Source organism: Bradyrhizobium embrapense (assembly GCF_001189235.2).
GTDB classification, from domain to species: Bacteria; Pseudomonadota; Alphaproteobacteria; order Rhizobiales; family Xanthobacteraceae; genus Bradyrhizobium; species Bradyrhizobium embrapense.
On the sequence record NZ_LFIP02000006.1, the window covers coordinates 1 to 26,345 of the forward strand.

Genomic DNA, 26,345 nt, shown 5'->3' on the forward strand with positions numbered 1-26,345 from the left:
TTCGACCGGCACGAACGGAGCTATACTCGTCTCTCCCTGCTTGCAAAGCTCTTTGCGCCACCGGAACAGCTGGCTCACATGAAGGCCGGCCATGCGAGCCACCTCGGAAACAGTGGCTCCAGGCTCGAGCGATGCTGCAACTAGCCGTTCCTTCTCATCTCGCGACCACCGCCGCCGCCGCTCTACCGATGTGATCACCTCTGCCCGCGATATCGTCATAGCGCTTCTCCTAGGACTACCCCTAGGACCTGCAGCGCTCGCCTCCCTCAAACAAGGCGGCCGTCAGCGGAGGCGTACGGAATTACTCGATACGGAATTACAACACGTTATGACGGAAAGTGCAGGATGGCGCGCAGATCCTCGGCCGGGGCATGAGTGGCTGGCAACACCATGTTTACGTGCGCGAATCGTCGTGTACCGATGATCAGGAGGCGCCGTAGCGTGCGTTCGCCCATCTTGGATGTTCCGTCGAACTTTTGCTTGCCACCTGTCGATCTTTGACGAGGCGTGAAGCCGAGCCAAGCGGTGAAGTCACTGCCCCTGGCGATGGTCTCGTCCGGCGGTGCCAGAGCGGCGATCGCAGTGGCAGAGATTGGACCGATACCGGGAACGGTCATCAGCCTGCGCAATACCTCGTCCTCGAACGCGTCGCGCGATCTCCTTGTCGAGATCTGCGATTTTACCGTTGAGGCCGGCGAGCAGAATAGGGCGTAGGCCGATTCGGGAAGCGAGCTGGCGTCGATCAGGTCGGTAAGCATCGCTACATGCGATGGACCTTGCGGGCGAGCCTCGCGCGATCCGGCATGATTGTACTAAGAACCTGCGAGACTTCGTTGTTCAGCACGACCGAGATGCCGCTCTTATGATCGCTCATGAGTCACTCGTCACTCAGCGATCCGCACGTCGCGCGCTCGCATCCGGCCCGATCGCGGGTCGAGCTTGACCTCGAACGAGACGCGCGCACCCACCTCGGGCACCGTGCTCAGCGGCAGCGCAGATGCATGGAGGAATACGTCAGCACCGCCATCATCTGGCGCGATGAAGCCAAAGCCGCGATCGTCAATCCATTTCTTAATCGTACCCATTGCCATCGTCGTTCAGTTCCTGAGTTGAAGTGGCCGCGCGTGTTGCAGTTCATCCGCGCTGACATCATGACACCGCGCCCGAATCGCGAAATATTCGCCGCACGGCGCATGTCGCGTCATCAGCCACGATTGCTGTCTGCTGCGGCGGAAGCTCTCATTCCGCCGATTTGAAGTCGCTTCACGAGCTCGACGAGCGGCGGCACCATCATCTTGACATTGTTGCTAAACCAATAGCGCGCCCCAGTCGCATCAAGTGGCTCACGAAGCAGGTCGTCATGCAGCGAGCTTAGATACAGCACCTGAACAAACCACGGTCTGGCTGCGCGCCCCCGCCTCAATCCGACGATTGCTGCGATACGCCGTCTTCGGCGGCGCGGATTTTGCACGACAACCCTTGAGCTGCTGGTGTTTGTCAATCGCCACCGAACGGAGCTCGACCAAGGCGCAACCGCGAACGTACCATGACGCAAAAGCAGATCAACATAACGGCCATATTGGTAATGGCAGGCTGGACCGCATTCTGTCTCTATGTGGGCTGGTACTAACGTGAACTCCGTTATCATTCGCGATCCTAGAAGAGAATTCCGCTTCGCATGCCCGAGAGAGTGGCTGGTAACACCATGTTTACGTGTGCGACTCGTCTGATCTAGTCCCATATACGCCTTCAGGACCATCATGACTCCTTCTATTCTATCCGCCCCAACCCCTGAGTGCCCTGGGGTGTAAGCCTTGCACCAACCAGCTCTCTCGAAGACTTCCCCACTTTGATCCATTCGCTTTTGACCGGCCAAGTATCAAGCGTTTTGGGCAATTGGTTCGAGACGCACCGCTGCGGAATTCGGGTCGCACTCGGCCTCTTGTGGCTATAGCCAGTGGTCTGAAGGGCTCCAAGACGCTGGCGAATGGTCGTAAACCGGAAATCATCATGCGCGAAGGCTGGTAATGTTCATCGCTTCACCGTCCAAAGCTACCGACGTCGTAGCAGGCCCAAGCCCAAGCCGTCGTATTGGGAGCAATTTTGCTCGCAGCAGCAACTGCTGCCACTCCAGCAATCCTGCAGTCTGATAGCGTCGCCATGTGGCCCTCTAGGATCGTTACTCTGCCATCCTCTTTCTGCATGTAGGCAACGATGCCTAACGCGCCCGACAACCCTTGCTGGAGAGTAGTGTCGTGGCAGACATAGGCGGCAGAAAAGCCGGGCTTCAATGTCGCAGCCTTGATCGCTGACTCGCCCATCTTCCGGCACTCATCTATATTTTCTGAGGGCTGAGCAGTGATGTTGATCGTGGCTAAAACGCCAAGGTGCGTCGAAGCGATGATTACGACGAGCGGCGGCATGGCGGACCTCACCTCAGTCATTTCGGCACGTTGGCGCTGAGCGCATTAGGCCGTCGAAGACGGATGGGGGCGGCCATTGCGCAGGCTTTTCGCCTTGGTCGATGTCTTCGACCGATCTATTTGACCGCATGTACAGCCGCCATGCTCTGCAGACCACATGAACAACAGAGACAGCCGCCTCCGCGATGAGAATGGTGTAACTTCGAGAGGTTGGGTTGATGATCATGGCCGTTGCTTCTCATGTGCGGCGTCGGAGATGATCGTAAGCAGCCTAAAGAGCGTGAGCGGATGCTTGCGTATGAGTTCGGTGCTCGCCACCGTAAACTCGTCAGGGCCGCCGCGCTCGCGAATGGCCTCTCGAAGTACGGCCAGTTTGGCGGGATCGGCAGAGCGAATGGCGGCCTCGAAGGCGGGTATGAATTTGAGCCTGTCCATTTTCTGCAGACCTCCCTGAGTGATTGTCAGAGCCAACCGAGGGCGTCTGTTCTGGTGGCTCGCTTCTCGCCATAAGCTCCCCGATCGTGGCAAGCGCTACGCTCATTTCGGTTCGCCCCTCAGACCATTCTCGCAGCACCGCAACAGCGTTCTCGAAGGCCTGCTCATAGGTCATGGCATGATCTCCGCGAAGGGCGCATTCAGCCGCGCGGGCATGTAGTCCTGCGGGGGACGCACGGACGGCTTAAAAGGCTGTCCGTGCGAACTTACGCTGGGCTCGGCGTCCCATGGGATGCGCGAAAGAAGAGCAGCCAAGCCCACGGCTCCTCAGCAAGCGCCGTGCCATAAGGTTAGGTGCAGGTGCGCGGCCAACTACTCGCACTTTCAGAAAAGCGCACGGACGACGTGAGGGCCGCCCGTGCGTGAAGTTGCTGTCGAGACCTGGCCGTCTTGGCGAGGGCATCACTCAAGCAGCCAAGCCCACAGATGTCTCAGCAACCAGCGTGCCAAATCGAACTAGAATGCAATGAAGGAAAGCAAATAACGAGATTGCAAGACTTCTGACGCGGATATCGTTCAAGCCGGCGTGATTGCGTTGGTCTTCTGCTTTGAGGGCCGTCTAGGTAGCGAAATGGTCCTTTGAAGCTCTGCAAGTGTATCAAGCACGTCGGTCATCGAGATGTTCCCTTCGCACCATTCGTCGAGCGCCTTTTTGGCTTTCTTCAAGGCCTCTTTGCGGCTAATCACGGCAATTCCTCCGAGTTCGTACGGCTGAAGAAGATGCACGGGCGGCCGGGTCTAAAAACCGCCCGTGCGTGGCTGCGCTATGAAAGGCTTGGCTGTCCATGGGAGGTCAACGTATGAACATCCAGGCCCGTGCATGCCTCAGCAATCAGCGTGCCAAAGCCGTTGCAGGATGCATGCGGTAGGGATGGTGCACTTTCATCCCACGTCGGGCGCGGCTCACGGCCCATTCGTGACGGAATTCCGACATGGCCGTCATCAGTCGGACGCAACTGTATAAGATCGAACAACGAGACAGACAGAGAACTGTGCTCAGTGACGCCGAGGGCGCGGGATGATTGGATCAACCTCATCGCGGTTTAGAGCGATCAACTCACCAGGCTTTAAATCGAGCCGTTGCAACTGCCTCTCTTCGAGCGGGCAGTCTAGCATGGAGCTGCTGCCGGCTTCGTAGCCGCTCAGTTAAGCTAATCCCACCGTTCGCTCGAACTCAACCGGGCTGAGATTGCCGATCGCCGAGTGCCGTCGGGTGGCGTTGTAGAACCGCTCAATGTAGTCGAAGACATCGGCTCCGGCCTCATTCCTGGTTCGATAAGTTTTGCGTGCGGTGCGCTCCGTCTTGAGCGACGAGAAGAAGCTCTCCATCGCCGAGTTGTCCCAGACGTTGCCCGCTCGACCTCCTCGACCGAGCTTTCCCGCCTCCGGTAGCACTCGATAATCGCCGTTCTTGCAGGGCGACAACTAGAGTAGAAGCACTCTTTGTCGCGCCGACCAAGTCCCTCTTGGGAGTGCCAAGTCGCGCTGGCCCAGTCACCTGCTCAAGGACAGAACCGAATCGGCCCGTCGGATTCGGTGTGCGTGGCCGAAACTCATAAATGTTTGACCGCTCGAAGCAAGCCGGCAGATTTGCAGCGTGGTTAAAGTTAAAGCTAGTTCATGCGCCGGATCACTGCCTGGAATTTGATACCGTCGGTCCATATGGCATGAAGGATGACGGCCACTCTGCGAGCGAGAGCTTGGCCTTTTGGTACCGATGCGTTTGGCCAGCTTGCTGCCCCAGTGGTTCAACTAGCCATCTCTCCGTGCTTGCTGCGATATTGCCGTGATAGCGGCTCTCCCTGCACACTCGCTCCGAAGCATAACGCGATGGTTTTTGCGCTTACGTTGAACGTCACCACCTTCGGCCAGCTTAGCGCTATCTGCGCTGGCTTCAGTAACAGCAGTTCACCCCGCGCATCAGATCGCCCTCCAGGAGATGGTCGAGGCAGTTCGCTTCGAACGGGAGCGAGTCTAACATCTTGCGCAGAGTTGGTCGGCTGCCAGACTTCATGACGCAACAAGTCGGCCGGTAAGCGCCTCAATCGCGAGGCTGGCACGCAACTTGCTGCGCTACGCCATCACCGAATTCCGCTCAAACTACCACTCGCCCGGTGATGTAGGGCGAACTCGCGTCCGGCGAGTCCGCTTGTTCAAAGATGAATGCTGGTGTGTTCGCAATGAAACCACACGTTCGAGCTGCTGCGGCAGAAACCGCATTTGCGCACGGCCTCCGCCGGATATTATGAGCGTCTACGAGCATGAAACTCGTGGCTACAGTACGACGGGCGCCTCCGGACGCGGGATAGCGCGAACGTATTCGGCTACGATCCTTTTGTCGCATCGTTCTCCCAAAGGCGTGAAGCTCTAGCTTATCGACGAATCCATAGCTCGGTCTCGCAGAAGACGACCGCAAGGTCCGCGGTCGTGAACCAGGATCAGGATGGGGTCTCGCGAAGATCATAACGGATGACCACTATCGTGCGTCCTCCGCGATCTCGCGAACTCCACCAAGCGCCCGCGGGGCGCTCTACCGGAGGATAATTAATGACTGAAATCAGAGGTATTCCGTTCGACGCGCCCCTTTATCACGGCGATGAAGAGCATGACAGCGCGTTTCTTAACTGCCAAGCCGTTCAAGCCATCTTCACAATTGCAAGCGACGTGGAGCGGCTATTACCAAAGCAGTTAGTTCCTGCAGCGAATCCCCCACTGGGCGTCGTAGGTATAGCAAGTTACGGCTCAAGCATCGTCGGACCATATCTGGAGCAGTATTCTGGAATCGAGGTTCGTGATCCTGGTGGGCAGACCGGCTTCTATATTCCTTACATCTATGTGACCGCGAACGATGCTGCCCTCGCCTCCGGGCGAGAGGGGCTCGGAGCTCCCAAAAAGTTTGCACACATCGCATTGACTCGAGAGGGCGGCTTAATTCAAGGGACACTTGAGCGTCCGGCAGGCAAGCGTCTGCTGACCATAACTGCTCAGCCAGATTCGCGCCTGAGAACAGCAGCCCGACAGATGTGCTCGACACACACCAACTTCTATTCGATACGGCATTTGCCTCCAATAACGCCATCCGGAAAAGGAGCTGCAACACAGCTCGTCAAGTGGTGCACCGACCGAACATTCCGGCGAGATGAGTCGGGCGAAGAAGTACTATTCACGGGTCCTGTTTCTCTGACTTACGACTCTCCCTCCGTCATCGATCCCGTGCACAATTTGGCCGTTGGCCAGATCATGCTTGGCACTTACGAGGAGTATGATGCCAAGCTGCGATCTGTCGATCTCCTTTCGAACGCGTGAACCGCCCCCTCCCCTTCCGTTCAGAAGAAGCTCGCAAGATCTGGCGAACTGAGTTCCGCCCGAGCTGCCGCTCGCTTCTTGCCTCCGTCTCAACCAATGTCCGGCTGAGCCCATGATGTCGGAAGTGTAACACGACGGCCGAGTGGGTCGCTGCGATACGATCAATGTAGCGGCCCGATTCGTCTAACCAATCAGCCTGCTTTTGGCATGCGCATTGCTCTTGTTGATTTGTTGCACATCGTTGGCAGCGCCGTACCAAGCTAACTGATCGATGGCCCCGGGCGAGGACCCTATCATGGGACGTGTGAACGAGAAGGTCATTCTGGTGACTGGTGCGGCGCGAGGAATGGGAGCGGCCCATGCCCGTTTGTTGGTTTCAGAGGGCGCGCGAGTCGTAGTCACTGATATCCTTGATGAGGACGGAGAGGCTCTCGCTTCCGAACTGGGAAATGCCGCCATCTATGTGCACCAGGATGTTAGCGAGCCGAAATCGTGGGCAATGGCAGTTGCGGCCGCAGAGAGCAAATTTGGCGCCTTACAAGGGCTCGTCAACAATGCGGGTGTCGCCAGCATGGCTCCGATCGAACAATTTTCACTCGATCAATGGAATAGGACTCTGGCGGTTAATCTTACCGGCGTGTTCCTCGGCATCCGGGCCGCTCTACCAGCAATCCGGCGCGCGGGCGGAGGTTCTATCGTCAACGTCTCATCGATCGAGGGGCTACGAGGCAGCCCCGGCCTTCATGCTTATGTCGCCTCCAAGTTCGGCGTGCGTGGTGTCACCAAGTCTGCCGCGCTGGAGTGCGCGGCCTCCGGCGTGCGCGTTAACTCGGTTCATCCTGGGCTCGTCGCCACGACGATGACTGAGAGATTGGACCCGGCCCTTTTCCCCATTCCATTGGGACGAGCTGCCCAGCCGATCGAAGTGTCTCAGGCGATCGCATTCCTGCTTAGCGACGAGTCAAGCTATATGACTGGTGCTGAGATAGTCCTTGATGGTGGCTTGACAATCGGCGTCCCGCATCAACACGCGGCGCCGGAGCACATGTTTTCATGACCCCCATGGACGGGCTGACCAAGCGGAGGAAACAAGCTATGTATTGCAGCAGCGGAAACTACGAAGCCTTTGCCCGCCCTCGTAAGCCCGTTTCTGTGGACAAGAAGACTGCTTGGTTCATCGGTGCTGGTCTAGCGGCACTTGCCGGTGCGGCGTTCCTCATTCGCGATGGACATATGCCAGGCAACCGAATCACAATTCTCGAACGGCTGACGTTGCCGGGCGGTGCGCTCGACGGCGCCAAGCAGCGAGAGAGAGGATTCGTCATTCGGGGTGGTCGGGAGATGGAGGACCATTTCGAGTGTCTATGGGATCTGTTCAGGTCGATCCCATCGCTGGAACTGGAAGGCGCCAGCGTGCTCGATGAGTTCTATTGGCTGAACAAGGATGATCCGAACTACTCGTTACAACGAGCGACTGTGAATAGAGGGCAGGATGCCCATACAGATGGCCTCTTCAGCCTGACCGGCAACGCGCAAAAAGATTTGATCGCCATCTTTCTTGCGGACCCTCGGGACATGGAGAAGAAACGCATCGATGAAGTCTTTGGGCAGGATCTTCTGAACAGCAATTTCTGGCTTTACTGGCGCACAATGTTCGCCTTTGAAGAATGGCATTCCGCGCTGGAAATGAAGCTTTACCTCCATCGATTCATCCATCACATTGGCGGGCTCCCGGATTTCCGTACACTGAAGTTTACAAAGTATAATCAGTATGAATCCCTTGTCCTGCCACTGTGCAACTGGCTGGCCAAGCAGGGGGTCAACTTTCAATTCGGCGTCAAAGTCACCGACGTCGATTTCGCGATCCGGCCCGAATACAATCAGGCCACGCGCATCAACTACAAAAGAGACGGGGCCAGCAACGGAATCGATCTCTGCGCCGACGATCTCGTTTTTGTGACAATCGGGTCTTTGACGGAGAACTCCGATACCGGCGATCATCACACGCCCGCCACGCTCAATGAAGGTCCTGCTCCAGCATGGGACCTCTGGCGACGCATCTCGGAAAAAAGCACAGCGTTCGGGCGGCCTGACGTTTTCGGCGGCAACATCCATGCGACCAAGTGGGAGTCTGCGACCATCACGACCTTGGACACGCGCATCCCAGACTATATTCGTAAGATCGCCAAACGTGATCCATTCGGCGGCAAGGTCGTCACAGGCGGCATCGTTACGGTGAAGGATTCGAGTTGGCTGCTTAGTTGGACGGTGAACCGCCAGCCGCACTTCAAGCATCAGCCAAATGACCAAATCATCGTGTGGCTCTATTCTCTCTTTGTCAACAAGCTCGGTGATTTCGTGAAGAAGCCGATGCAAGACTGCACAGGCGCTGAAGTTACGCAGGAATGGCTATATCACCTTGGTGTGCCCATTGCCGAGATACCGCAACTCGCCGAGACCGGCGCAAAAACGGTTCCAGTCATGATGCCCTACATCACCTCCCTTTTTATGCCAAGGCGAGCGGGCGACCGGCCGGATGTCGTGCCAAAAGGAGCTGCCAATTTCGCGTTCATAGGACAATTTGCCGAGGCGGCCGAGCGAGATTGTGTATTCACAACCGAGTATTCGGTTCGCACCGCGATGGAGGCCGTCTACACCCTTCTCGACATCGAACGCGGGGTGCCACAGGTCTTCAACTCGACCTACGATGTTCGCACAATACTTGCCGCCATCGCTCGACTGCGTGACAGCAAGGAAATCCAAATTGAACCGGTGTCCTTCCGCAAGCTGTTGCAGGAGACGGTTGAGGCTCCCGTCCTGGGAGAATTGCTTAAGGGCATCAAGTGATCTCCAATTAGCGAGAGAAATAACGAAAGAAAAACAGTCGATTGTCTGGCTCAGGGCAGCGCTGCAGCTGGTAAAGCAAAGGTGAAGTTAGCCGCGGATCGAGCATCAGCTCGATGCGCCGGAGACAATCCGCCGCGGCAAGGACAGCGAACTCTGTCAGTGCCGTCATCCAAGACCTGCTTTTCGGTGAGTACCACGCCCCTATTCGGGTGGCGTCCATTGTCATCTAGGACGCGGACTCATTAAGGCGCAGCCATATCCTGATCGACGCGAGTTGAACGAAGGCAAGGTAGTTGGCGCCCAATCTGTCGTAGCGCGTCGCCACCCGGCGACATTGCTTGATCCTGTTGAAGAACCGCTCGACATGGTTGCGAGCGCGGTAGAGATACGGGCTGAAGCAGATCGGACCACTGCGGTTGCTTTTTGGTGGGATGTTGGCCCACGCACCCTTCTTCATGGCGAGCTCCCTGATCCAATCGGCGTCATAGCCACGGTCGGCAAGCAGCATTGACCCGGATTTCAGACGAGACAGCAGTTTTCCGGCAAGTCGGACGTCGTGGGCCTCGCCGGGACTCAACGCCGGCCGCACCGGGAGACCATTGCTATCGACGACCGCATGGATTTTGCTCGTCAAGCCGCCGCGTGACCTTCCCATCGATTGGCGCCGGTTCCTGGTGATGCAGGCTCCATGCTGATGCACGCGGACAATCGAAGTGTCGATCATCTGGATAGCGGAATCATGGGCAGCGGCAAGCGCGTCAATGATGCGGCCCCAGACACCGGCTCGCCGCCACCTAACGAAGCGGTTGTAGCAAGTGGTGTACGGACCAAACGCCTCGGGCAGATCACGCCAGGGAGCCCCGGATCGCAAGACCCAGAATATTCCATTGAGGACACGTCGGTCGTTTACCCAGGGAATGCCGCGCGGCTTGTTCGGAAGCATCGGCTTGATGGCAGTCCATTCATAGTCGGTGAGTTCGTAGCGCATGATTCGAGCCCCGAGTTTCGAAGCTTGAATCATGGGCGTCTGGCAAAACGCAAACGCTTCCAGCTCCCGCTCGATATGCCGGGCAGATCCACCATTTAGTCTTGGCGGCGTACTCACTGTCGAAAGTGGACAAGAGGATTGGATGGTGCCGCTCGTAGCGGTCCAGATCCCACGCGGATTGCAGTAGTTGAAAATGCATGATGCGTTGATGCCTGTTTTATCGACCAGATAATCTGATGGGACACGGCGGGCATCTATTTCAAACACTCAGGCCGTGTAGTAGCGTGGCCGTTCATTGCCCCGCTTAACCAACGGATCAACCAGTGACGCCGGATACAGCCACCCGCAGTCGGCTCAGCGCGCAGCAGGAAGCCATGCTTTGGCTGTCCATCGCGGCCATTCTTACAACCGCAATAGGTTTTTCCTGGAATCCAACTCCGTTCGCGCAAGCGCTCGCCGCAATATTTATCGCCTGTGCGGGGATCCACGCCGTCATCGCCTATGGCACACAACAGGCCTTGATCCTGTTCATTGCTTGCAGTGCCATAGCATTCGCGGTGGAGAACCTTGGTACCGCTACGGGCTTTCCGTTCGGCGTCTATCATTTTGAGGTCGGCGCGGACCTTCCGCATATCGGCCTCATTCCGGTCATCGTCGGGCCGCTGTGGTTTGGCGCGGGCTATTTTTCGTGGACGGTCGCGTCAGTACTACTTGATGGCGCCGATCGTCAGCTCAATCGCCCCTTCAACTTCGTTGCCCTGCCTGTGGTCGCGGCATTCGTGATGACCCAATGGGACCTTGTGATGGATGCCCCCAATGCGACTATCGCCAAGGTCTGGATATGGCACGACGGCGGCGGAATGTTCGGCGTTCCTCTCTCCAACTATCTTGGCTGGCTACTTACGTCTTGGCTGATTTTTCAAGCCTTCGCGCTCTGCCTGCGCCGCGGCGGCGTCCGGCCGGATTCAAGGATGAATCTCAAGCTGCCTGCGACCGGTATCGTTTTCTATGTGGGCGCTGGCCTCACTCACATAGTTCCTTGGATAATGGGACAGACAGGTAAGGCTGTTGACGCTAGGGGGTACGGCTGGCAGGTCCACGACATCCGCGAGGCCACTGTCGCGATCCTGCTATTTACAATGGTCTTCACGGCGTTGCTGGCAGCTCTGCGCCTCCTGCGCCAAGCGAGTTCGAATAACGGGCCAACTACATCAAGCCAGGACGAGACCGCCTGACGTGGGGAGTCGGATTCGGCGACCTCATCCCGGCCGCTGCGTTCGGGGTTATCCCACTTGTCCCATCGTCGGTAAATTGCTCTTCGCGACTTTTGCCGCGTCCGCACAAGAGTGTTCGACAACGAATCGGACCTAGTCGAGATTTTATGAGTACACACCCTAATCTCGCGGCTGGTCCAGCCCCCCTGACTTAGCGTCATTTCCCCCAGACGATCCAATCTCGTTGTTAACGTGATTCCGCGGTGCGCTCGCGATCTGGCTATCATCGCCTGTGGCAGGAGCAAGCGAGCCGTCTGCTCGGACGACCATCTTGCGAGAGAGAGGCACGTCACGCGGCGGAGCAACTGATCGCTCGACTTTCAGCGGGCAGCAGCGAGCAAACGCTGCGATCAGGCGTTGGCGCTGGCGAGCCTTCTCGACAGCCGCCTCTATAGCCGCCTCTTTGGCACGTAGCGCGGCCCGGTGTGCCCTTTGGCGCTTGCGATACCAGACCTGTACTTCGGTTATCGGCCAATGCGCATCGCCGTTCAAAGCCGTCGCACGGGGAAAATTCGGCATTTGCGCCCAACGGGCGATCGTCGCTGGCGTCCTCCTAAATTGCGCAGCGAGCTCGGTCGCTGTCATGTACCCCCCCTCCAGGTCAATTGGAGGCTGTGCAACGTTCGTAGTCTCGATCCCGTCGGTCATTATGTGGATGCCATCACGCTTAACACGATATAAGAAGATCCAAGCTTGCGACGGAATGCACCTGATCGAATGCCACTACAAAGCGAGAAATCATGCTTGCAAGCACCTGGCGTATTAATCCAGACGACGATGGGATCGCCGTGACGGCGCCAGGGCATGCGGTGCGTCTCCAGCGAAGCGATTGGCGGCGACGTCTCGCATCCGACGTCAGGCGCTTGCATTTGACAAGTTCCGTATGTTCCGGTTGATATCGTAACGAGCGTTAACGCCGCTGCTCATGCTGCCACTTCACCGCGCAACCAACGCAGACGGCCTCAAAAGCTTAAGTTGTAGCGATCCTTGAGGTAACTGCTTGTTCTGGTAGTAGGCAAGGCAGTCATCGCTTTGACCCGGCGCTTCGAACGTATGGTTGCGCGGTTGAGGGCTCAAGCAGCGATAGACGCGCCGAGTCTTACGGACATAGCGTCAGCCTTCACGACGCAACAGGGCGTGAACCCGCCGATCATCTTGAGCAGCCTAAGGAGCGTAAGCGTATTCTTGCGCACAAGATGCTCGCCACCGTAAATTTATCAGGACCCCGCGCTCGCGGATGGCCTCTCGAAGTTCGGCCAGCTTGGCGGGATCGGCAGATCGAATAGCGACCTCGAAAGCGGGTATAAATTTGAGCCTGTCCATTGGCTGCAGGCCTCCCTGAGTGATCGTCGGAGCCAACCGATGAAGAGAGCGTCCGTTCTGGACGCCCTTCTCGCCATAAGCTCCGCAATCGTGGTAAGTGCGATGTTCATTGCGGTCTGCCCTCAGACCATTCTCGGAGCACCGCAATGGCATTCTCGAAAGCGTGCTCACAGGTCATAGCATGATCTCCACGAAGGGGAGCTTTCGCCGTGCGGCTGACTACTCGCGCTTTCAGAAAAGCGCACGGACGATGGGGAGGTGCCGTCCGTGCGAAGTCTCCGGTAGTGACTTGGCCGCCTCGGCGACGACCTCACTCAGGAAGCCAAGCCACAGATGTCCCAGCAACCCACGTGCCATTCGAACTAGAATGCAATGGAGAAAGAGAACAGCGGCTACTAATCGCAGAACTTCCGACGTGGCTATCGTTAAGCCGGCGCGGTTGAGCTGGCTTTCTGTTTTCAAGACGGGCTAGGTAGCGATATGGTGCTTTGAAGCTCTGCAAGTTTGTCAAGCGCGTCGGTCATCAAGATGTGCCATTCGTCGAGCGTCTCTTTGGCTTTCGTAGAGGCTTCATTACGACTAATCACGGCAATTCCTCCGAGGACGTACCGCTGAAAAAATGCACGGGCGGCCGCGTCGAAGAACCGCCCGTGCGAGGCTGCTCACAGAAGAGCTTGGCTGTCTCATGGGAGGTCAACGTATGAGCATTTAAACAATGCATGCCTCAGCAATAATCATGCTAAGCCATTGCAGGATGCATGCGGTAGGATGGTGCACCCAATCTCGCGTCGGGCGCTGCTCACAGCCATTCTTTGGCGGCTCCGGACAGGCTGCCCGTCATCAGTCAGACGACTGAATGAGATCGCACGAAGGGATCGGCACTAAGCCGTCCCTCCTGGGCAGCCACGCAAGTTTGTCGAGGATGTTCTGCGGTGCTCCTTCTTTGATCTCTACGCCGTACCCGTAGACCAGCCCATCCTCGTTGGCGATCTCGTGTATAGTATACTCGATTTCATTTTGCTCATCGGGCTTGAGGTCGTAAGCGGCAAAGAGACCCCGTCGGGCGCAGGGGGTTGAGCAATCGGCTATCGGCTGCTGAGTTTGTGAGCCGATGAGCGCTTCTATGTTTACGCCTAGTTCTGGAACTAGAACCCTCCGTATGATCGAAGCGGTTGCCGACTGTCTTGAGGGAGCGCCGCGGCAGCTTCGCCGACGCTGGTCGTACGAGTTTAAGGCCCAAGTCGTGATTGAGGCGCTGGAGCCAAGCGCTAGCGTCTCGGCGATCGCCCGGCGGATCGGCATTCACCCGTGCAGCTGTTCGCCCGGCGTCGCGATGCTCGGCCCGAACGACATTATCGCTCGCGGCACTCGAGTTGCGAGGGTGTGGTGGTGTCTGCGACAGGCGCAGTGATCGAAATTGCTATTAGCGAGGTGATCGTGCGCGCCGGCGCGGACGTCGACGAGACGCAGTTGCATCGGGTGATCCGGGCGGCCCGTTCGGCATGATCCCCTCCGGCGTGAAGGTGTACCTGCCCAGCCATCCAGTCGCCTTCCGCAAGGGAATCGACGGCCTTGTTGCGCGCTGGTGCGCGATGCGGGCTCAGATCCGTTCGACGGTGCGCTTTATGTGTTCCGGGCCAAAAAAAGGGCCGACAGAATCAAGATCGTATGGTGGGATGGCTCTGGCGTGTGCCTCTATTTAAAACGGCTTGAGAAGGCGAGGTTCTGCTGACCGCGGATCGGACATCATCGGGTGCAGCTGAATGCTGCGCGGTTGATGGCACTGGTGGATGGGATGGACTGGAAGCGGGTCCGGACCGCGGCGTCGAGCCGCCGGAGATTGTTGGGTAAAAGCACTGCGGCGAAGTGACCAGCGGCCTGAAAGGGCAAGAGAAGCGGAGCAAGATGTGCTCTGGTCGGGTTAATGACGCCGCCCGATCTCAGCCTCCCGAATGACCTAGAGACGCGCTGAAGGCCATGGTACTTGCCATGGCCGAGAAAGCGGCCCACGCCGCTGCTCTGGAGAACGAAGTCGCCGATCTCAAGGCCCGCAATGCCGATGTCGATACGCGCGAGCGACTGATGCAGATCCTGAAGGCCTTCGACCGCGCCCGGTTCGGCCGACGATCGGAAAAGCTCGGCGGCCACCGACGACGATGAACAACAGGCCTTCGTCTTCGAGGAGATCGAGACCGGCATCGCTGCGATCAAGGCCCAGGTCAGCAAAGGCCGTGCGCAAGCGGATAGCAAGCGTGCACCGCGTTGGCGCAAGGGCTTTGCGCTCCATCAGGAGCGGATCGAAACTGTCATTGAGCCGCAAGAGCTGGCGGAGCATGCCGGCAAGCAGAAGGTGCTGATCCTCGAGGACGTGTCGGAGCGCCTGGATGTGGTGCCGGCGAAGTGCCGGGTGATCGTCACGCGCCGTCCCAGGTATGCCTTCAAGAACGCGGACGGTGTGATCCAGGCGCCGGCCCCGGCCCACATCATCGAAGGAGGCATTCCGACGGAAGCGGTTCTGGCCCAGATCGCGGTCGCCAAACATGCCGATGGCCTGCCGCTCTATCGGCAGGAGGCTATCTACGCCCGCGACAAGATCGAGCTCGACCGCTAGCTGATGGCGCAATGGATGGGCAAGCTCGGCTTCATGGCCGACTACATCTCCAGCGAGGTCAAGAAGGCCGAAAGGTCTCTGCCGACGAAACCACCTTGCCGACGCTCGCTCCGGATCGACCAAGACGGCCTACTTATGTGGGGTGGACGCCCCGCCGACGGCATCGATGTGCCAAAGTGGAGTTGTTGAGAACCACTTAAGGGAGGCGTCCGTGTCAAAGGTTATCACAATCGGTCTGGATATCGCCAAGCATGTTTTTCACGCTCACGGGGCGGATGGGCGGGGTTGCGCGATATTCAGCAAGCGGATCAGCCGGGGAAAGCTGCTGGATTTCTTCGCGGCGCAGCCGAGTTGCACGGTAGCGCTGGAGGCGTGTGGTGGAGCGCATCACTGGGCCCGTCAGCTTACCCAGCTTGGTCATAAAGTTCGGCCGATCCCACCCGCCTATGTAAAACCGTTCGTGAAGCGGCAAAAGAACGACGCGATCGATGCCGAGGCAATCTGCGAAGCTGCCCAGCGGCCGAGCATGCGGTTCGTGGCCGTTAAGAGCGAAGAGCAGCAGGCGGCCGGTCTCGTGTTTAGAACCCGAGACCTGTTGGTACGGCAGCGAACCCAGCTCATCAATGCGATCCGGGGGCATCTCACAGAACATGGCTGGATTGCGCCCAAAGGACCGTCGCATGTGGTGAAGCTTGCCGATTTGATCGAGGGGAAAGAGATGGCCAGTTCGCTTCCCGAAGCGGCCCTCGCCATGTTCCGATTGATGCTAGACCTGCTCGCGGGACTCATCTGCAAGGATTTTCACGGCTGCTTCTTTGGATCGCATCCACGCCGCTTCGGTGAACCTGCTCTCCGAGAAATACTCGAAACAGGTGCGAAACGTCAGAGCACGGCCGATGACCTTATGGTTTGGTAATCCCGTCTCACCGAGCCATCGGCGCAAATGGTCGCACCATTCCTTGTTGCTGAAGTCGAGAAGATTGCAACCTTCGAAAATCAAAAGCGCCGCCATGCCAGCGATTGCAGATTGTACGTCCTCATCTTGTTTTTCGAACCATTCGCGGATTGCTTGCAAGGGCGTCCTCGGCATCTCGGCCGCGCCGGCCCGTTTGAACGGGACGACGTTTTCCAGTGGGGGCATGCGCGGCCAAGGCTTCCCCTTTGCGTCCCATAAGACCCAACGCTCTGCGATCGCTTTTGCTTCTTCCGGTGATCTGGTCCGCCAAAGCTCCTTGAGCGCCTCGTCGACGTAGTATGAAACATCCGTCTTCAGGCCACGTGTACGCGCGATTGCTGCTAGGCGTCCGGCGTCAAGGAGCCGGGCCGCGAAGTTGTTCTCTGCGTTCATTTTCCGAGGTCTTTCGCGCCCTCTCCAGCGCGTCCCCTTCATTCTGCTCTAACCGTACAAGCCTGCTATTCACCCCGTTGAAAGTTAGCGGCGACGTGACAAGACGCCCGCCGGTATCGGCCGAGCAGACGCCGTCTGCCTTATGTTACGCACTGCTAACTTCAGTGGCCAGCCACGGCCGCAACTTGCGATAGTAGCCAGAAAGCCCCTAGGCATGGCTAGGGGTGTGCATTCTTCGTGCCAAGCAATAGTCGACAGTTTGGATGACGTTTGAGTTGGGTTTGTCTGCTTCCCGACATACTAACGTCTCGATGCTAGCAGTAGAGCTTGTCCGCAGCGGGCTCATCTTGATGCTGCCGTCTTTGCAACCACGCGAGCGACGTCGCTGGTGGATCAAAAAGCCTTCTGTTTTCGCTTTTGGCGCTTTAAATCGGCACCCCTGCAACAGCGCTGGGTTCCTCATGGTTAGTTTAGTCCGCCCAGTTCGTAAAAATTCCTGCTCCAAGCTGGTTGCGGTCACTCTTAGCCGGAACCGCCGATCTTCCGATAACCGAGGTTTAATGAGGATCGATGGCCGTCATACGATACCTTGAGACAGCAAGTTCGTGCATTCGATGCGCTTCAGGAAAAGACGGCCAGAAACAATCTGGCCGCCTCTCACGATCGAAACCATCCGCCATGACCTGCGAAGGTGTTTGCACGGTTAAAGGATCAAGTTTCGAAGCGCGTCCCCCTGCGCTGTTCTCTTCGTTTACCAGATGAACTTAGCGCCATCCGGCAGTTCGCAGATGAATTCGCCCTGGTTCACGAGTTCGGTGGTCCCGACGACAAGCTTCGAAGCCCGCACCGTGAGCCTGCCTTCGCGGCTCAGGCTATGGCGGATGTACTCGGTCACGGCATGCCCGGAGCTGTCCACCGTTTGGTGGGCGTTGGCGAAGCTAATGCCGTTCTGGGGGGTCACCCTGAAGGCATTGATGACCAGACCAGCCTGTGTTGCCGACGCAGCTTTGCCACCCTCCGCGGCTGTACAGTGGCTCATGTCCAGTACGAGCTTCACATTCTTGCCGGTCTGCAGGGCATGGAGCACCTCGGTGTATTTCGGCGAGGGCTCATCGGCTCTCGTCATCGTGCTCACGCCTACGGTCGAAAGCAAGGACAATACGATCGCCAGTCCTTTGCCACTACACTTCATACGCTCATCTCCCTCGATAAGTACCACAGATCGCACGCTGCAAGACGTCGTGTAAGCCGATTGGCGGATTTAAGACATCAAGCGTGCCTGCGACAAAGACAATTTGCCGCAACTAGGCGCAAGTGGTTGTAACGGCTATTCCGACGTCACAACCTCGTAGGTCAGGTTTGCTAAAGCGGCTCGCCCTCGTGCAAAATCGACTAGCTAGAACGATTCGATCGAGCGTCGGCCGCTTGGAAACTACAAAACGGTAACCGGTCGCGCTCGTCCATTGCAGGTCCGACGGCTCCGAGAGGATGCCGTTCTTGCTCTTTGTAAGCAAACGACTTGAAAAGAACACGGCGGCCCGTCGCATCCGCCAGCTTGTCCATGTGATAGCCGGGCAAGGACTGCTGCCCCAGAGGGCGTACCCGCAAAGAGGTGGTGGTGGAGCGAACCTGGCGCGGCGGTCCGAACGAGCTCAGTCAAGGGACACGATCTCGGCCCACTCGAAACAGCAACGACAGAGAGCACGAGACAGCGCCGACTTGTGATCCCTGGCTTTGCGCGTCTTCCTTCTGGCTGACGATCGCCTCACTGACCAAATCCATCCGGCTCCCCTCAAAGGCCAAGGCAAATGGCTTCCTTCCTGGTCCGTCAGCTTCTCGAAAGCTGCGCCTGCGATAGTTTGCGCCAATAGCCGGCACTCGAATGGAGACTGAAATGAATGTTGATCCCCGGAATGCCGCCGACACTCCATTCGGGGTTCACGACGTGCTGCAGCAGCCGAGCCGGATCGACAGGCAGGCTGGCATATGCGCGGCCAGACGACCACATCTGCCTTGGTATCGTTGGTCGAGGATCCGGAAACATTCGCCGTTTCGTGCGATACTTGGGCGAGAGCGATCGCCAACAATGCGGACGCGCTGCACACCTATACGGTACCGACGTCCGCGGTCTGAACGCCTGACGACGTGCTGAGCAGCATCGGTCTTGGAATGAATGCCGACGATCCGGACCACATCGACGGGGACGTCTATTTGATGTGCTCACTCGGCAGAACTCCAACCCGAGAGACTGAGCGCCTGTTCCTGGGCGGCAACTTGGAGAGCTACCGGGCCGCCAGCGAAGCAAATCCCTACAAGCGCGGGAGTAATGCATCGATACTCTGTCGACCGCGCCATTTAGTATGGTTCGTTTTGGTTCATGCACCAAGACAACCACCTCATGGTAGACCTGGAGCACGGCACACCTCACGCGTAACAGTTTGAGCATAGGGCGTGGCGCGACCGATGTCTGATCAACTCGCCGATCGAACGGGGCAGCCCCCTACGCAATGCGCTACGGGCGGTGAGGGCTCCGAGAGAGAAAGTCGCACTACGACGGAGGAGCTGGCCGTTCGGGGCATCTTGGTATCTTGGCTACGTTCCCACATCGCACTGCATCAATTTGTTAGTGGCCATCACGCGTGGCCGGAGGCGTGACGAAGTAAACCTCTGAACGCGAAGTATCGCCCCTTTTAGCTAGCACGACCTGACATTGAAGCGCGATCAACGCTTTGGCCGCGACCGCTTCAGCTATTCACTCGTCTGCGACAGGCGATACTGTTGCAGCAGGGCCGATCCGTCACCTGGATGTGTTCCATCAAAACAATCGATTTTGCTGATCGCACCAAAGCCCCTCATAGTCGACCGCGATCTATGGAGGCAGCATTCAAAATGACGTCTGGCAATCGATTCTCTCCTCAGTTCCTTGATGATCAAATTGGCTCGCGCGATCGCTCGTCCGCATCTCGGCTGTTAGCCCATGCCCGTCACGCGAACGCATACCCGCCCCGGTCTTCCCGCAATATTGCCGCGCATGAGGCGGATCCGTCGATCGTCCGATTGTGATGCCATGGCTTTGCCCAAAGCCTGGCACGAACGACTGGCTCTTCGTGCACATCCATGGCTCTGGCGCTAAGCTTGATCGGACGGCGAAATGCTCACGACCTGGATAGCGCAAGACCGCCATGCGCAGGTCGATGGTCTGGTCTAAACTGTATCGCCGCTATCTCACGAGGCTTTCGAGCCTGATGGCGCCGCTACAAGAAGTCGTCAAAGCGCTTGAATCTCACCTAGCGTCAGATTGTAGGATTTACGACAGTCTCGCGACAGAGCCCGCTCGCGTGAACTCTTCCTGACAGGTAGCAAGAATTGCGAACGTCTCAAAAACTCAATGCACGGCCGCTCCGCCTCGTTACACTCGATGGCTTCTCTTCAGAGCGTACATCGTGCATCGCTTCTGCGCACAGCGTAGGACGACTCGCCCCACGCGTAGCCAGGCCAGGATCCAGCGGGCGAGAAGAACGCGAGCAGTCACAATTTTGTCTGCCGGTCATACGCCGAGTTTCGGATCAGATCATTGTCTCGTGGTTTAGCCGTGTGACGACACGGAGCCTGGGCAACCACCTCAGGCGATGCGCGCTCGCAACGCCGGACTCGATTCCTCCTTCGTTCGCTGCATTCGCTCCGCGGCGGCATGGGAGGACTCCGGCGCGACCGCACTTTGGACGATTGGCACCTCGCGCGGCAATCACCGGCCAACGAGAGGATGTCTATCCAGCCAACAGGCGTATTGATCTTTCGTCGTGCATCTCGGCTTCTTCCAACACATCGGCCAGATGCACAGCGCGTGAACTGTCTTAAAAAACGCGAAAAACCTTGCATTGCCGTGGCTTGACGACACTACAGGCTCAACAGCCTAGCAGGACCGACCGCGGATTAAGACGAATTGAGGGAGTTTCAAAATGTCAGCTTCGCTAGTTTGTTCGGCCAATTCAGCCGCTCTCACTTGCGATTTCGTTTCACTCGCGCGGTTTGGCGTAATCGCTCCTGCCGGCGGCGGCCTCGGCCCACAGATGCATCAGCGCGCAGCCAAGGCTTTCAACCTTGTTGGAAATAGCGGAGCTCTTGCTGACATGCATGGTCTTTTGAACGGTGTCGCCGGCGGACGCGATGCGCGGCAAGCCGCCTATCCGATGACGATAGACCGGCAAACATTGATCGCCTGCCACTATGCTCCATCCTGGCATTTCCGACTTTTCGAATTCACGTCAAAGCGGCCGCCCACCGAGCCACATGGTCAACCGTGACACGCTCAAGTCCTGCCGAGGATGGACGAGAGGCAATGAATGCGAATTCTCCTGGTTGATCATCATGCGGACTTTGGCCGCGCCGTGAAGGAAGCGCTCTTGAATTGCGGCTTCGCCGTCGATGTGACGCGCACACTGGATGAGGCGTCGGCCGCGCTGGAATGCGCGAACTACCACATGGTCCTGCTGGAATCTGTCTTGCCCGACGGAGACGGACTGGATTGGCTGAAGCAGTTGCGGCGCGAGCGACGATCAATGCCGGCGATGATGATGAGCAGTCTCAATGATCTCAGCCGCCGAATTGCAACTTTCAATGCAGGTGCGGATGATTTCCTGCCCAAGCCCGTGTCTATCGACGAACTCATCGCCCGCATGCGGGCCATCCTGCGACGATCGACGCAAATGACGGCGCCGGTGGTGACATTCGGCAATCTGCATTTCGACCCTATCGCAAGGCAAGTCTCGGTTGGCGGCCGGATACTGAGAATTGCGCGGCGCGAAGTGTGCATTCTCGAACATCTGCTCAACCGCGCCGGCCGCACCGTGCCGCGCACATCGCTGGAAGATAGCTTGTATGCGTTTGACGACGAGGTCTCGACCAACGCGCTGGAAGTCGGGATCTATCGCTTACGCGCGCATTTGAACCAGGCCGGTGCGACGCTCAGGATCAAGACCGCGCGCGGGGTCGGCTACACCCTTGAACTCGTCGGCGCGGCATCGGCTGCCTAGCAATCTAACTTGAAAGCAACAATCCCTTGAAGGTCGTCAAGAATGCTGCCGGCGCCAATCTGCCGCTCATGGTCATGATAGCGCAACGCTCTGCCGCTCTGCCGCGCTTGTGCTATGTCCTGTGCGGACTTGCTCTGCTATTTCCGCTTGCAGGCGCAGCCGAGACAAAACGGGACAGCAAAGGAGAGCCGCCACATTCGGCGCCTGGCAGCACCACCGGCACGCTCAATCTCACCTCCTCACAGGGCAAGACGGTTCATCTGAACGCGCCGGCAGCGAGCATTTTTGTTGCCGACCCGGCGATCGCCGACTATCAGGCGCCATCGAGCAGCACGATATTCGTATTTGGCAAAAAATCCGGACGAACCAGCCTGTTCGCGTTGAACGAAAACGGCGAGGCTCTCGCCGAGCTGCGCGTCGTCGTCACCCAGCCGATCGAGGACCTGCGTGCCACGCTGAAGGCTGAGATCGGCGATTATCCGATCCAGGTCAGCTATACCCCACGCGGCGCAATCCTTGGCGGCACGGCTCCCAACGCCGATATCGTCGAGACGGCCAGGAAGGTGACCGAGCAGTTTCTCGGTCCGGGTGCGCTGGTCGTCAATAAGATTCAGGTGGCAGGTTCGCTGCAGGTGAATCTGAGTGTGCGGGTGGCGGAAGTCTCCCGCAGTGCCGTCAAGGACCTCAATATCAACTTCACGGCTTCCGGTCCGAACGGCGCTTTCCTTGCCACGGGAAAAAGTGGCGGTTCCGGATCGGCCAGCGGCGGCGGCACGATCGGCATCGGGTACAGCGCTGGCAATATCAACCTGAGCGCTGTTCTCGACGCACTCGCCAGCGAGCACCTCGCCTCGATCCTGGCTGAACCGAACCTGACCGCCATGTCCGGGGAATCCGCAAGTTTTCTGGCAGGTGGCGAATTTCCGATTCCGGTGATGCAGGACAACCGGCAAGTCTCGGTCCAATTCCGACAATTCGGAATCAGCCTGGAGTTCATCCCAACCGTCCTCAGCAATAATCAGATCAATATCCATGTGAAGCCTGAAGTCAGCGAACTGTCGAAAGAAGGCGAGGTCAGCGTCAACGGAATATCGGTGCCCGGCCTCTCCACGCGTCGTGCCAGTACTGTCGTTGAGCTTGCCAGCGGTCAAAGCTTCGCCATTGGGGGGCTTATCAGGCGCAATTTCAGTACCGACATCGGCACTTTTCCTTGGTTAGGCGATGTTCCGATCCTTGGTGTGCTGTTTCGCTCCTCTTCATTTCAGAAGCAGGAGACCGAACTGGTCATCATTGTCACTCCCTACATCGTCCGACCGGGATCTAGCCCGGCCAAGATGAGCGCTCCAACTGATCGCATCGGGCCGCCTTCGGACGCAGGGCGCACCCTGACGAATACGCTGGCTGGTTCGTCGAAGGGCCATGAGGCGGCGCCCGCCACGGCCAGATCGGGTGCAACCGTCGGTGCCGGCTTTATCATAGAATGAGGACTGCCAATGACCTTGCGACACCTATGTCTTTTGATCCCAGTTGCGGCGGCCCTTGGCGGATGTGCAAATAGTGCTGCGATTTCTTCCGGACCGGCTGGACAAGCGGCTCGGGTGGAGCAGAAGACCAGTGTCCTGCTGCTTCAAAATCTTCGTCGCAACGAAAAGTACGGCCTGCGGGATTTCATTGCGAATGCCAGCCGCGGCCGGCGCGATGCACTCCAACTCGACGTCGCCGGCTCACCGCGGCTCGTAGCGCAGGTTGCCCATGAGGCGCGCGCGATGGGCGTTGCCCCCTACAATATCCGCCTGTCCGCCTCTCCCGTCGATCTACCCGCACATTTCGGGGTCCGGATCGAGGCAATTACCTACGAGGCACATCCTGCCGTCTGTCCGCCGCTCGCTGTCACGGGCCCTTCTCTAGGCGACAATTCGTTTGATCCAACGCTTGGCTGCTCAGTCCGCAATAACCTCGCCGTCATGGTCAACGATCCTGGCGACCTGCTAGGCAATGGCGCCGTCATGCCGACCAGTGGTGATCGTGCAGTGCTTCCCATCACAGCTCGTGGGCCCGCGGCGACCGGCAATCGCAGCAATTTGGAGGATGGAACCCAAAACAGGGGGGCGCCAGAAACCCAATAAGCGGCTCGCAACATCCGGGCAGGACGAACGACGCTGGACACTCTGGTTTCCATATCAGTCTTGCGATGGGCCGACGAGGCTCCTGGAGTCCTGTCTTTGCTCAGCCGTCGTTTTTGGATCGCGCAGCTTGTACCAGGTTCTGCGACAATAGGGTCTTTGCGCGAAGGTCTGAGCGTATCGACACTATACAAAGCCGGCGGCAAACACCGCCTTTGCGACTCTCTCAAAACAATCCATCGGAACGGCCTTACCCATCCCACCTTTGCGGATCAGCTGCCGCGCCAACACATGATCCTCGACAATGCTCAGACGCTGGGCGCGCGCCTGCGCCAGTAACTGTGCCGCCACCGCGCCTTCACCGCGGCACACCAGAACCGGGACGCCTGTCTCGCCCCGAACGTAGCGCAGGCCAATCACCGTCGCCGGTCCACTCAATATCAATGTTGCCCGGTGGATGCCGAGCGGAGACTCGTTCGCCGACTCGCGACGGATCCTGCGGTGTTGACCCTTGATGTGCGGATTACCATCCTGTTCCTTGGACTCGCGCTTGGCCTCGCTCTGCGTCATGCGCATGTCGCGCAGGAACAACCAACGCTGAATGAGCAGATCGGCCAGCCCACCAATCAAAAAGGCGCCGGCAGCAATCGTTATCAGTACTTTCAGCTCGTTAAAGACAACACCAAGGCAGCTCAAATCGCACACCGGCAAATAGACCAGTGCCCTCCAACCTGCGAGCACAGTGAAGAGGAACGTGGCACCAAGAACCAATACTTTGACGAGGGACTTTCCAAGCTCGACAAGCGAGCGCTGGGAGACAATCCGCTTCAGCCCTTTCACCGGATCCAATTTCTCAAAACTGGGTTTCAACGGCTCGACGGAAATCGTCAACCCGCCGTTGGCCAAGACGCCGGCCAAGACGGCCGCAACCAACGCCGCACCCAGGATGGGAGCTACGGCTGCCATAGAAAGGTCCACCAATCCGACCAACGCCTGCCCGACCGCGCTGTTGAACGGCTGGCCCTGCAGCTTGTCGGTGAGCTGCACGGCTTCGCGCCATGCGTCTACGATCGGGCCCCCCCTGAGGCAAAGGCAGCCGAAACCAGCGCAAAGGCTTGCCGCGGTCACAAAATCGGCGCTGCGCGGGCTCTGCCCTTTCTTACGCGCGTCCCTCAGCTTCTTGTGGCTTGGTGGAAGCTTTTTCTCTTCACTCGTGTCGTTCATTTCAAGAACTTCTCGAGCCACTCCAGCACACCGTCGAACTGAACGATCTCGGCTCCCATATATTCGATCAGGAAGACGGCGTAGCTCACCATGATGATGCCAAAGGCGGCATTCTTGATAGTCGGAGAAAGATCGTTCAGCTTGATTTGCGGCGCAAAGCGCCCGAGCAGCATGAGGGATACGTCAATCAGAAGCAGCAGAGCCAGCACGGGCCCGGCGACCACGAGGGTCGTGTGCATGATATGGTCGAGAAGCTTGATAAACTCCATTGCCCCCTGCTCGGTCAGGGGCGGTAGCAGTCGATACACGGGCCAGATCAGATAACTTCCGTAGAGGCACCTGATCATTGTGTTCAGGCCCCCCGATACAACGAAGATCGTAACCGCCGCAGTTCCGAGAAAGAGCCCCATTGCGGAGGTTTGACTGCGCGTCGCAGGATCGTCTACGTGGCTTGAGATGCCGCGCTGGGTATCAATGATGTCACCAACTGCTTGGATGCTCCAAAGTGGTATGCTGAGCAGAAAGCCGAATAATAGGCCGATAAATATCTCCTTCACGCCGAGGAGCGCGACCGCAATCATACGGGTGCCGGGATCCAGCGTCTGCAAGCCGCTCTTGATTTGCATCAAGCAAGGCAATCCAATCACAACCGTCGCGCTTGCACGGATCATCCCGCTAATGTGCGGCCGGGTGAATACCGGATGAACCAGCATAATGCCAAGCGCCCGGGCCGCGCCAAGTCCGGCCGCAACGACGAATTCGACGGCAGTCTGAACCAGACTTTGCGTCTCGGTGGGTGACAACGCATCCATTTGAGTCCAGCTCGCCGCTCGCTTCAAGCCAATCTAATCGCCCGTGCCTCGCCATGATGCAAGGCGTCAAGCACTCTGCTGGTCATCTACCTCGTGTCCTAGCGGTTGCAGAGCGACATACCTAGCGCCAGGCCAGGTCGTGCGCTTCAACTCTCAGCATCCACGGCTGTCGCCAATAAGGTATGACCATTTCAAGATAGGACCCGCCGAATAGCGCCGCTGCAAGGCCAGCAACCCAAGCTCCTTCGGGTCTCACTGGCCGCAGGGCGGTGCTGATGATCTGGCGCTTCGGAGCTTCCATCAATTCAACAGTTTGTGGCGATCAGTCTCGGGCGGCACCTTCATCGCGGCATGATCCATCAGAACGTCAAAGCCGTGCGGCCGCTTGAGATCAAAGCGGTTCGCCTGTCTCCTAGTTGATAACTCGCCAGGTTAGACATCGAGGGCCAGGCCTTACCGCAGGTCATTCCATCGTGAGCAAGATTTGAATCGAGTGGATGTCAATTTCAGATGAGATCATTCTTCCTCCGAAGGCCCA

At 58.0% G+C, this 26,345-nt stretch carries 21 protein-coding genes and 3 pseudogenes; 12 read left to right on the forward strand and 12 right to left on the reverse strand.

Going from position 1 to position 26,345, the window contains the following annotated elements; genetic code table 11:
* From AKN83_RS39875 to AKN83_RS25600, 3 genes are all read right to left on the reverse strand, one after another.
* The coding region (locus tag AKN83_RS39875) for a transposase (protein ID WP_157113566.1) at window positions 1-219 on the reverse strand (219 nt) is incomplete at its 3' end.
* 107 nt (window positions 220-326) lie between these two features.
* Window positions 327-758 carry an IS110 family transposase gene (locus AKN83_RS42065; protein ID WP_050403034.1) on the reverse strand — a complete coding sequence of 144 codons (432 nt, stop codon included), beginning with the start codon at window positions 756-758 and terminating at the stop codon, window positions 327-329.
* Window positions 759-884: 126 nt separating this feature from the next.
* The gene (locus AKN83_RS25600) at window positions 885-1,091 is read right to left on the reverse strand and encodes a cold-shock protein (RefSeq protein ID WP_050403033.1); all 207 of its coding nucleotides are present in this window, start codon (window positions 1,089-1,091) and stop codon (window positions 885-887) included.
* Here AKN83_RS25600 and AKN83_RS40660 point away from each other — a divergent pair.
* Complete coding sequence (locus AKN83_RS40660) at window positions 1,002-1,256, forward strand: hypothetical protein (RefSeq protein ID WP_162240542.1); 255 nt, start codon at window positions 1,002-1,004, stop codon at window positions 1,254-1,256. The two genes, AKN83_RS25600 and AKN83_RS40660, sit on opposite strands and share 90 nt — an antisense overlap.
* 783 nt (window positions 1,257-2,039) lie before the next feature.
* Here the strand turns inward: AKN83_RS40660 and AKN83_RS25605 are convergent.
* The 3 genes and pseudogenes from AKN83_RS25605 to AKN83_RS25615 form a co-directional block, all read right to left on the reverse strand.
* Window positions 2,040-2,423: a hypothetical protein gene (locus AKN83_RS25605; protein WP_050403032.1), complete on the reverse strand. Its 384-nt coding sequence runs from the start codon at window positions 2,421-2,423 to the stop codon at window positions 2,040-2,042.
* 222 nt (window positions 2,424-2,645) lie between these two features.
* Window positions 2,646-2,858 (reverse strand): hypothetical protein, encoded by a 213-nt coding sequence (locus AKN83_RS25610; RefSeq protein WP_050403031.1) that lies wholly within the window; start codon window positions 2,856-2,858, stop codon window positions 2,646-2,648.
* Between the two features lie 1,206 nt (window positions 2,859-4,064).
* Window positions 4,065-4,277, reverse strand: a pseudogene (locus AKN83_RS25615) (IS3 family transposase); the annotation flags it as partial.
* Window positions 4,278-5,465: 1,188 nt separating this feature from the next.
* Between AKN83_RS25615 and AKN83_RS38520 the strand changes: the two are divergent.
* The 3 genes from AKN83_RS38520 (at window position 5,466) to AKN83_RS25625 (ending at window position 9,071) form a co-directional block, all read left to right on the forward strand.
* On the forward strand, window positions 5,466-6,224 hold the full coding sequence (locus AKN83_RS38520; protein ID WP_083992225.1) for an acetoacetate decarboxylase family protein: 759 nt from the start codon (window positions 5,466-5,468) through the stop codon (window positions 6,222-6,224).
* 295 nt (window positions 6,225-6,519) lie between these two features.
* Window positions 6,520-7,281, forward strand: a complete 762-nt coding sequence (locus tag AKN83_RS25620) for a glucose 1-dehydrogenase (RefSeq protein ID WP_050403065.1) — start codon at window positions 6,520-6,522, stop codon at window positions 7,279-7,281.
* Between the two features lie 38 nt (window positions 7,282-7,319).
* A complete protein-coding gene (locus tag AKN83_RS25625; RefSeq protein ID WP_050403064.1) occupies window positions 7,320-9,071 on the forward strand; it encodes an oleate hydratase in 1,752 nt (583 codons plus the stop codon).
* Between the two features lie 226 nt (window positions 9,072-9,297).
* Here AKN83_RS25625 and AKN83_RS25630 read toward each other — a convergent pair whose 3' ends face one another.
* The gene (locus tag AKN83_RS25630) at window positions 9,298-10,059 is read right to left on the reverse strand and encodes an IS5 family transposase (RefSeq protein ID WP_063695539.1); all 762 of its coding nucleotides are present in this window, start codon (window positions 10,057-10,059) and stop codon (window positions 9,298-9,300) included.
* Between the two features lie 323 nt (window positions 10,060-10,382).
* Between AKN83_RS25630 and AKN83_RS25635 the strand changes: the two genes are divergently transcribed.
* From AKN83_RS25635 to AKN83_RS38530, 5 genes and pseudogenes are all read left to right on the forward strand, one after another.
* The gene (locus AKN83_RS25635; RefSeq protein ID WP_050403030.1) at window positions 10,383-11,294 is read left to right on the forward strand and encodes a carotenoid biosynthesis protein; all 912 of its coding nucleotides are present in this window, start codon (window positions 10,383-10,385) and stop codon (window positions 11,292-11,294) included.
* Window positions 11,295-13,815: 2,521 nt separating this feature from the next.
* Window positions 13,816-14,067, forward strand: a complete 252-nt coding sequence (locus AKN83_RS42070; RefSeq protein WP_157860896.1) for a transposase — start codon at window positions 13,816-13,818, stop codon at window positions 14,065-14,067.
* 174 nt (window positions 14,068-14,241) lie between these two features.
* Window positions 14,242-14,388 carry an IS66 family insertion sequence element accessory protein TnpB gene (gene tnpB / locus AKN83_RS42075; RefSeq protein WP_157860898.1) on the forward strand — a complete coding sequence of 49 codons (147 nt, stop codon included), beginning with the start codon at window positions 14,242-14,244 and terminating at the stop codon, window positions 14,386-14,388.
* Window positions 14,389-14,580: 192 nt separating this feature from the next.
* Window positions 14,581-15,434 (forward strand): annotated as a pseudogene (locus tag AKN83_RS25650) (IS66 family transposase); the annotation flags it as partial.
* A gap of 44 nt (window positions 15,435-15,478) precedes the next feature.
* Window positions 15,479-16,048 (forward strand): annotated as a pseudogene (locus tag AKN83_RS38530) (IS110 family RNA-guided transposase); the annotation flags it as partial.
* On the opposite strand, the gene AKN83_RS25660 reads toward AKN83_RS38530, so the two are convergent.
* From AKN83_RS25660 to AKN83_RS25675, 3 genes are all read right to left on the reverse strand, one after another.
* Window positions 16,034-16,615, reverse strand: a complete 582-nt coding sequence (locus AKN83_RS25660; RefSeq protein WP_050403027.1) for a hypothetical protein — start codon at window positions 16,613-16,615, stop codon at window positions 16,034-16,036. The pseudogene AKN83_RS38530 and the gene AKN83_RS25660 overlap by 15 nt on opposite strands.
* Before the next feature lie 751 nt (window positions 16,616-17,366).
* Entirely contained in the window at window positions 17,367-17,741 is a 375-nt protein-coding gene (locus AKN83_RS25665) for a VirK family protein (protein ID WP_244486019.1), read from the reverse strand.
* Window positions 17,742-20,631: 2,890 nt separating this feature from the next.
* Window positions 20,632-20,793 (reverse strand): hypothetical protein, encoded by a 162-nt coding sequence (locus AKN83_RS25675; protein ID WP_157113567.1) that lies wholly within the window; start codon window positions 20,791-20,793, stop codon window positions 20,632-20,634.
* A 165-nt stretch (window positions 20,794-20,958) separates the two neighbouring features.
* Here AKN83_RS25675 and AKN83_RS25680 point away from each other — a divergent pair, with 165 nt between their 5' ends.
* Genes AKN83_RS25680 through AKN83_RS25690 form a run of 3 tightly spaced genes read left to right on the forward strand, consistent with a single transcriptional unit; the run spans window position 20,959 to window position 23,774 of the window.
* Window positions 20,959-21,648 (forward strand): response regulator, encoded by a 690-nt coding sequence (locus AKN83_RS25680; RefSeq protein WP_050403022.1) that lies wholly within the window; start codon window positions 20,959-20,961, stop codon window positions 21,646-21,648.
* A 26-nt stretch (window positions 21,649-21,674) separates the two neighbouring features.
* Window positions 21,675-23,132 carry a type II and III secretion system protein family protein gene (locus AKN83_RS25685; RefSeq protein ID WP_050403021.1) on the forward strand — a complete coding sequence of 486 codons (1,458 nt, stop codon included), beginning with the start codon at window positions 21,675-21,677 and terminating at the stop codon, window positions 23,130-23,132.
* Window positions 23,133-23,141: 9 nt separating this feature from the next.
* Window positions 23,142-23,774, forward strand: coding sequence for a CpaD family pilus assembly lipoprotein (locus tag AKN83_RS25690; RefSeq protein WP_050403020.1), 633 nt, complete (start codon window positions 23,142-23,144; stop codon window positions 23,772-23,774).
* Between the two features lie 183 nt (window positions 23,775-23,957).
* On the opposite strand, the gene AKN83_RS25695 is transcribed toward AKN83_RS25690, so the two are convergent.
* Both AKN83_RS25695 and sctT read right to left on the reverse strand, forming a co-directional pair.
* The gene (locus tag AKN83_RS25695; RefSeq protein WP_050403019.1) at window positions 23,958-24,995 is read right to left on the reverse strand and encodes an EscU/YscU/HrcU family type III secretion system export apparatus switch protein; all 1,038 of its coding nucleotides are present in this window, start codon (window positions 24,993-24,995) and stop codon (window positions 23,958-23,960) included.
* On the reverse strand, window positions 24,992-25,807 hold the full coding sequence (gene sctT / locus AKN83_RS25700) for a type III secretion system export apparatus subunit SctT (protein WP_050403017.1): 816 nt from the start codon (window positions 25,805-25,807) through the stop codon (window positions 24,992-24,994). The genes AKN83_RS25695 and sctT overlap by 4 nt, the downstream gene beginning before the upstream one ends.
* Window positions 25,808-26,345: the final 538 nt, after the last annotated feature.

Coding starts and splice junctions, on each gene's coding strand:
- AKN83_RS42065 (WP_050403034.1), bottom strand. CDS start 758: ATGCTTACCGACCTGATCGACGCCAGCTCGCTTCCCGAATCGGCCTAC.
- AKN83_RS40660 (WP_162240542.1), top strand. CDS start 1,002: ATGGAGGAATACGTCAGCACCGCCATCATCTGGCGCGATGAAGCCAAA.
- AKN83_RS25600 (WP_050403033.1), bottom strand. CDS start 1,091: ATGGCAATGGGTACGATTAAGAAATGGATTGACGATCGCGGCTTTGGC.
- AKN83_RS25605 (WP_050403032.1), bottom strand. CDS start 2,423: ATGCCGCCGCTCGTCGTAATCATCGCTTCGACGCACCTTGGCGTTTTA.
- AKN83_RS25610 (WP_050403031.1), bottom strand. CDS start 2,858: ATGGACAGGCTCAAATTCATACCCGCCTTCGAGGCCGCCATTCGCTCT.
- AKN83_RS38520 (WP_083992225.1), top strand. CDS start 5,466: ATGACTGAAATCAGAGGTATTCCGTTCGACGCGCCCCTTTATCACGGC.
- AKN83_RS25620 (WP_050403065.1), top strand. CDS start 6,520: ATGGGACGTGTGAACGAGAAGGTCATTCTGGTGACTGGTGCGGCGCGA.
- AKN83_RS25625 (WP_050403064.1), top strand. CDS start 7,320: ATGTATTGCAGCAGCGGAAACTACGAAGCCTTTGCCCGCCCTCGTAAG.
- AKN83_RS25630 (WP_063695539.1), bottom strand. CDS start 10,059: ATGCGCTACGAACTCACCGACTATGAATGGACTGCCATCAAGCCGATG.
- AKN83_RS42070 (WP_157860896.1), top strand. CDS start 13,816: ATGATCGAAGCGGTTGCCGACTGTCTTGAGGGAGCGCCGCGGCAGCTT.
- AKN83_RS25660 (WP_050403027.1), bottom strand. CDS start 16,615: ATGAACGCAGAGAACAACTTCGCGGCCCGGCTCCTTGACGCCGGACGC.
- AKN83_RS25665 (WP_244486019.1), bottom strand. CDS start 17,741: ATGACGAGAGCCGATGAGCCCTCGCCGAAATACACCGAGGTGCTCCAT.
- AKN83_RS25680 (WP_050403022.1), top strand. CDS start 20,959: ATGCGAATTCTCCTGGTTGATCATCATGCGGACTTTGGCCGCGCCGTG.
- AKN83_RS25690 (WP_050403020.1), top strand. CDS start 23,142: ATGACCTTGCGACACCTATGTCTTTTGATCCCAGTTGCGGCGGCCCTT.
- AKN83_RS25695 (WP_050403019.1), bottom strand. CDS start 24,995: ATGAACGACACGAGTGAAGAGAAAAAGCTTCCACCAAGCCACAAGAAG.
- sctT (WP_050403017.1), bottom strand. CDS start 25,807: ATGGATGCGTTGTCACCCACCGAGACGCAAAGTCTGGTTCAGACTGCC.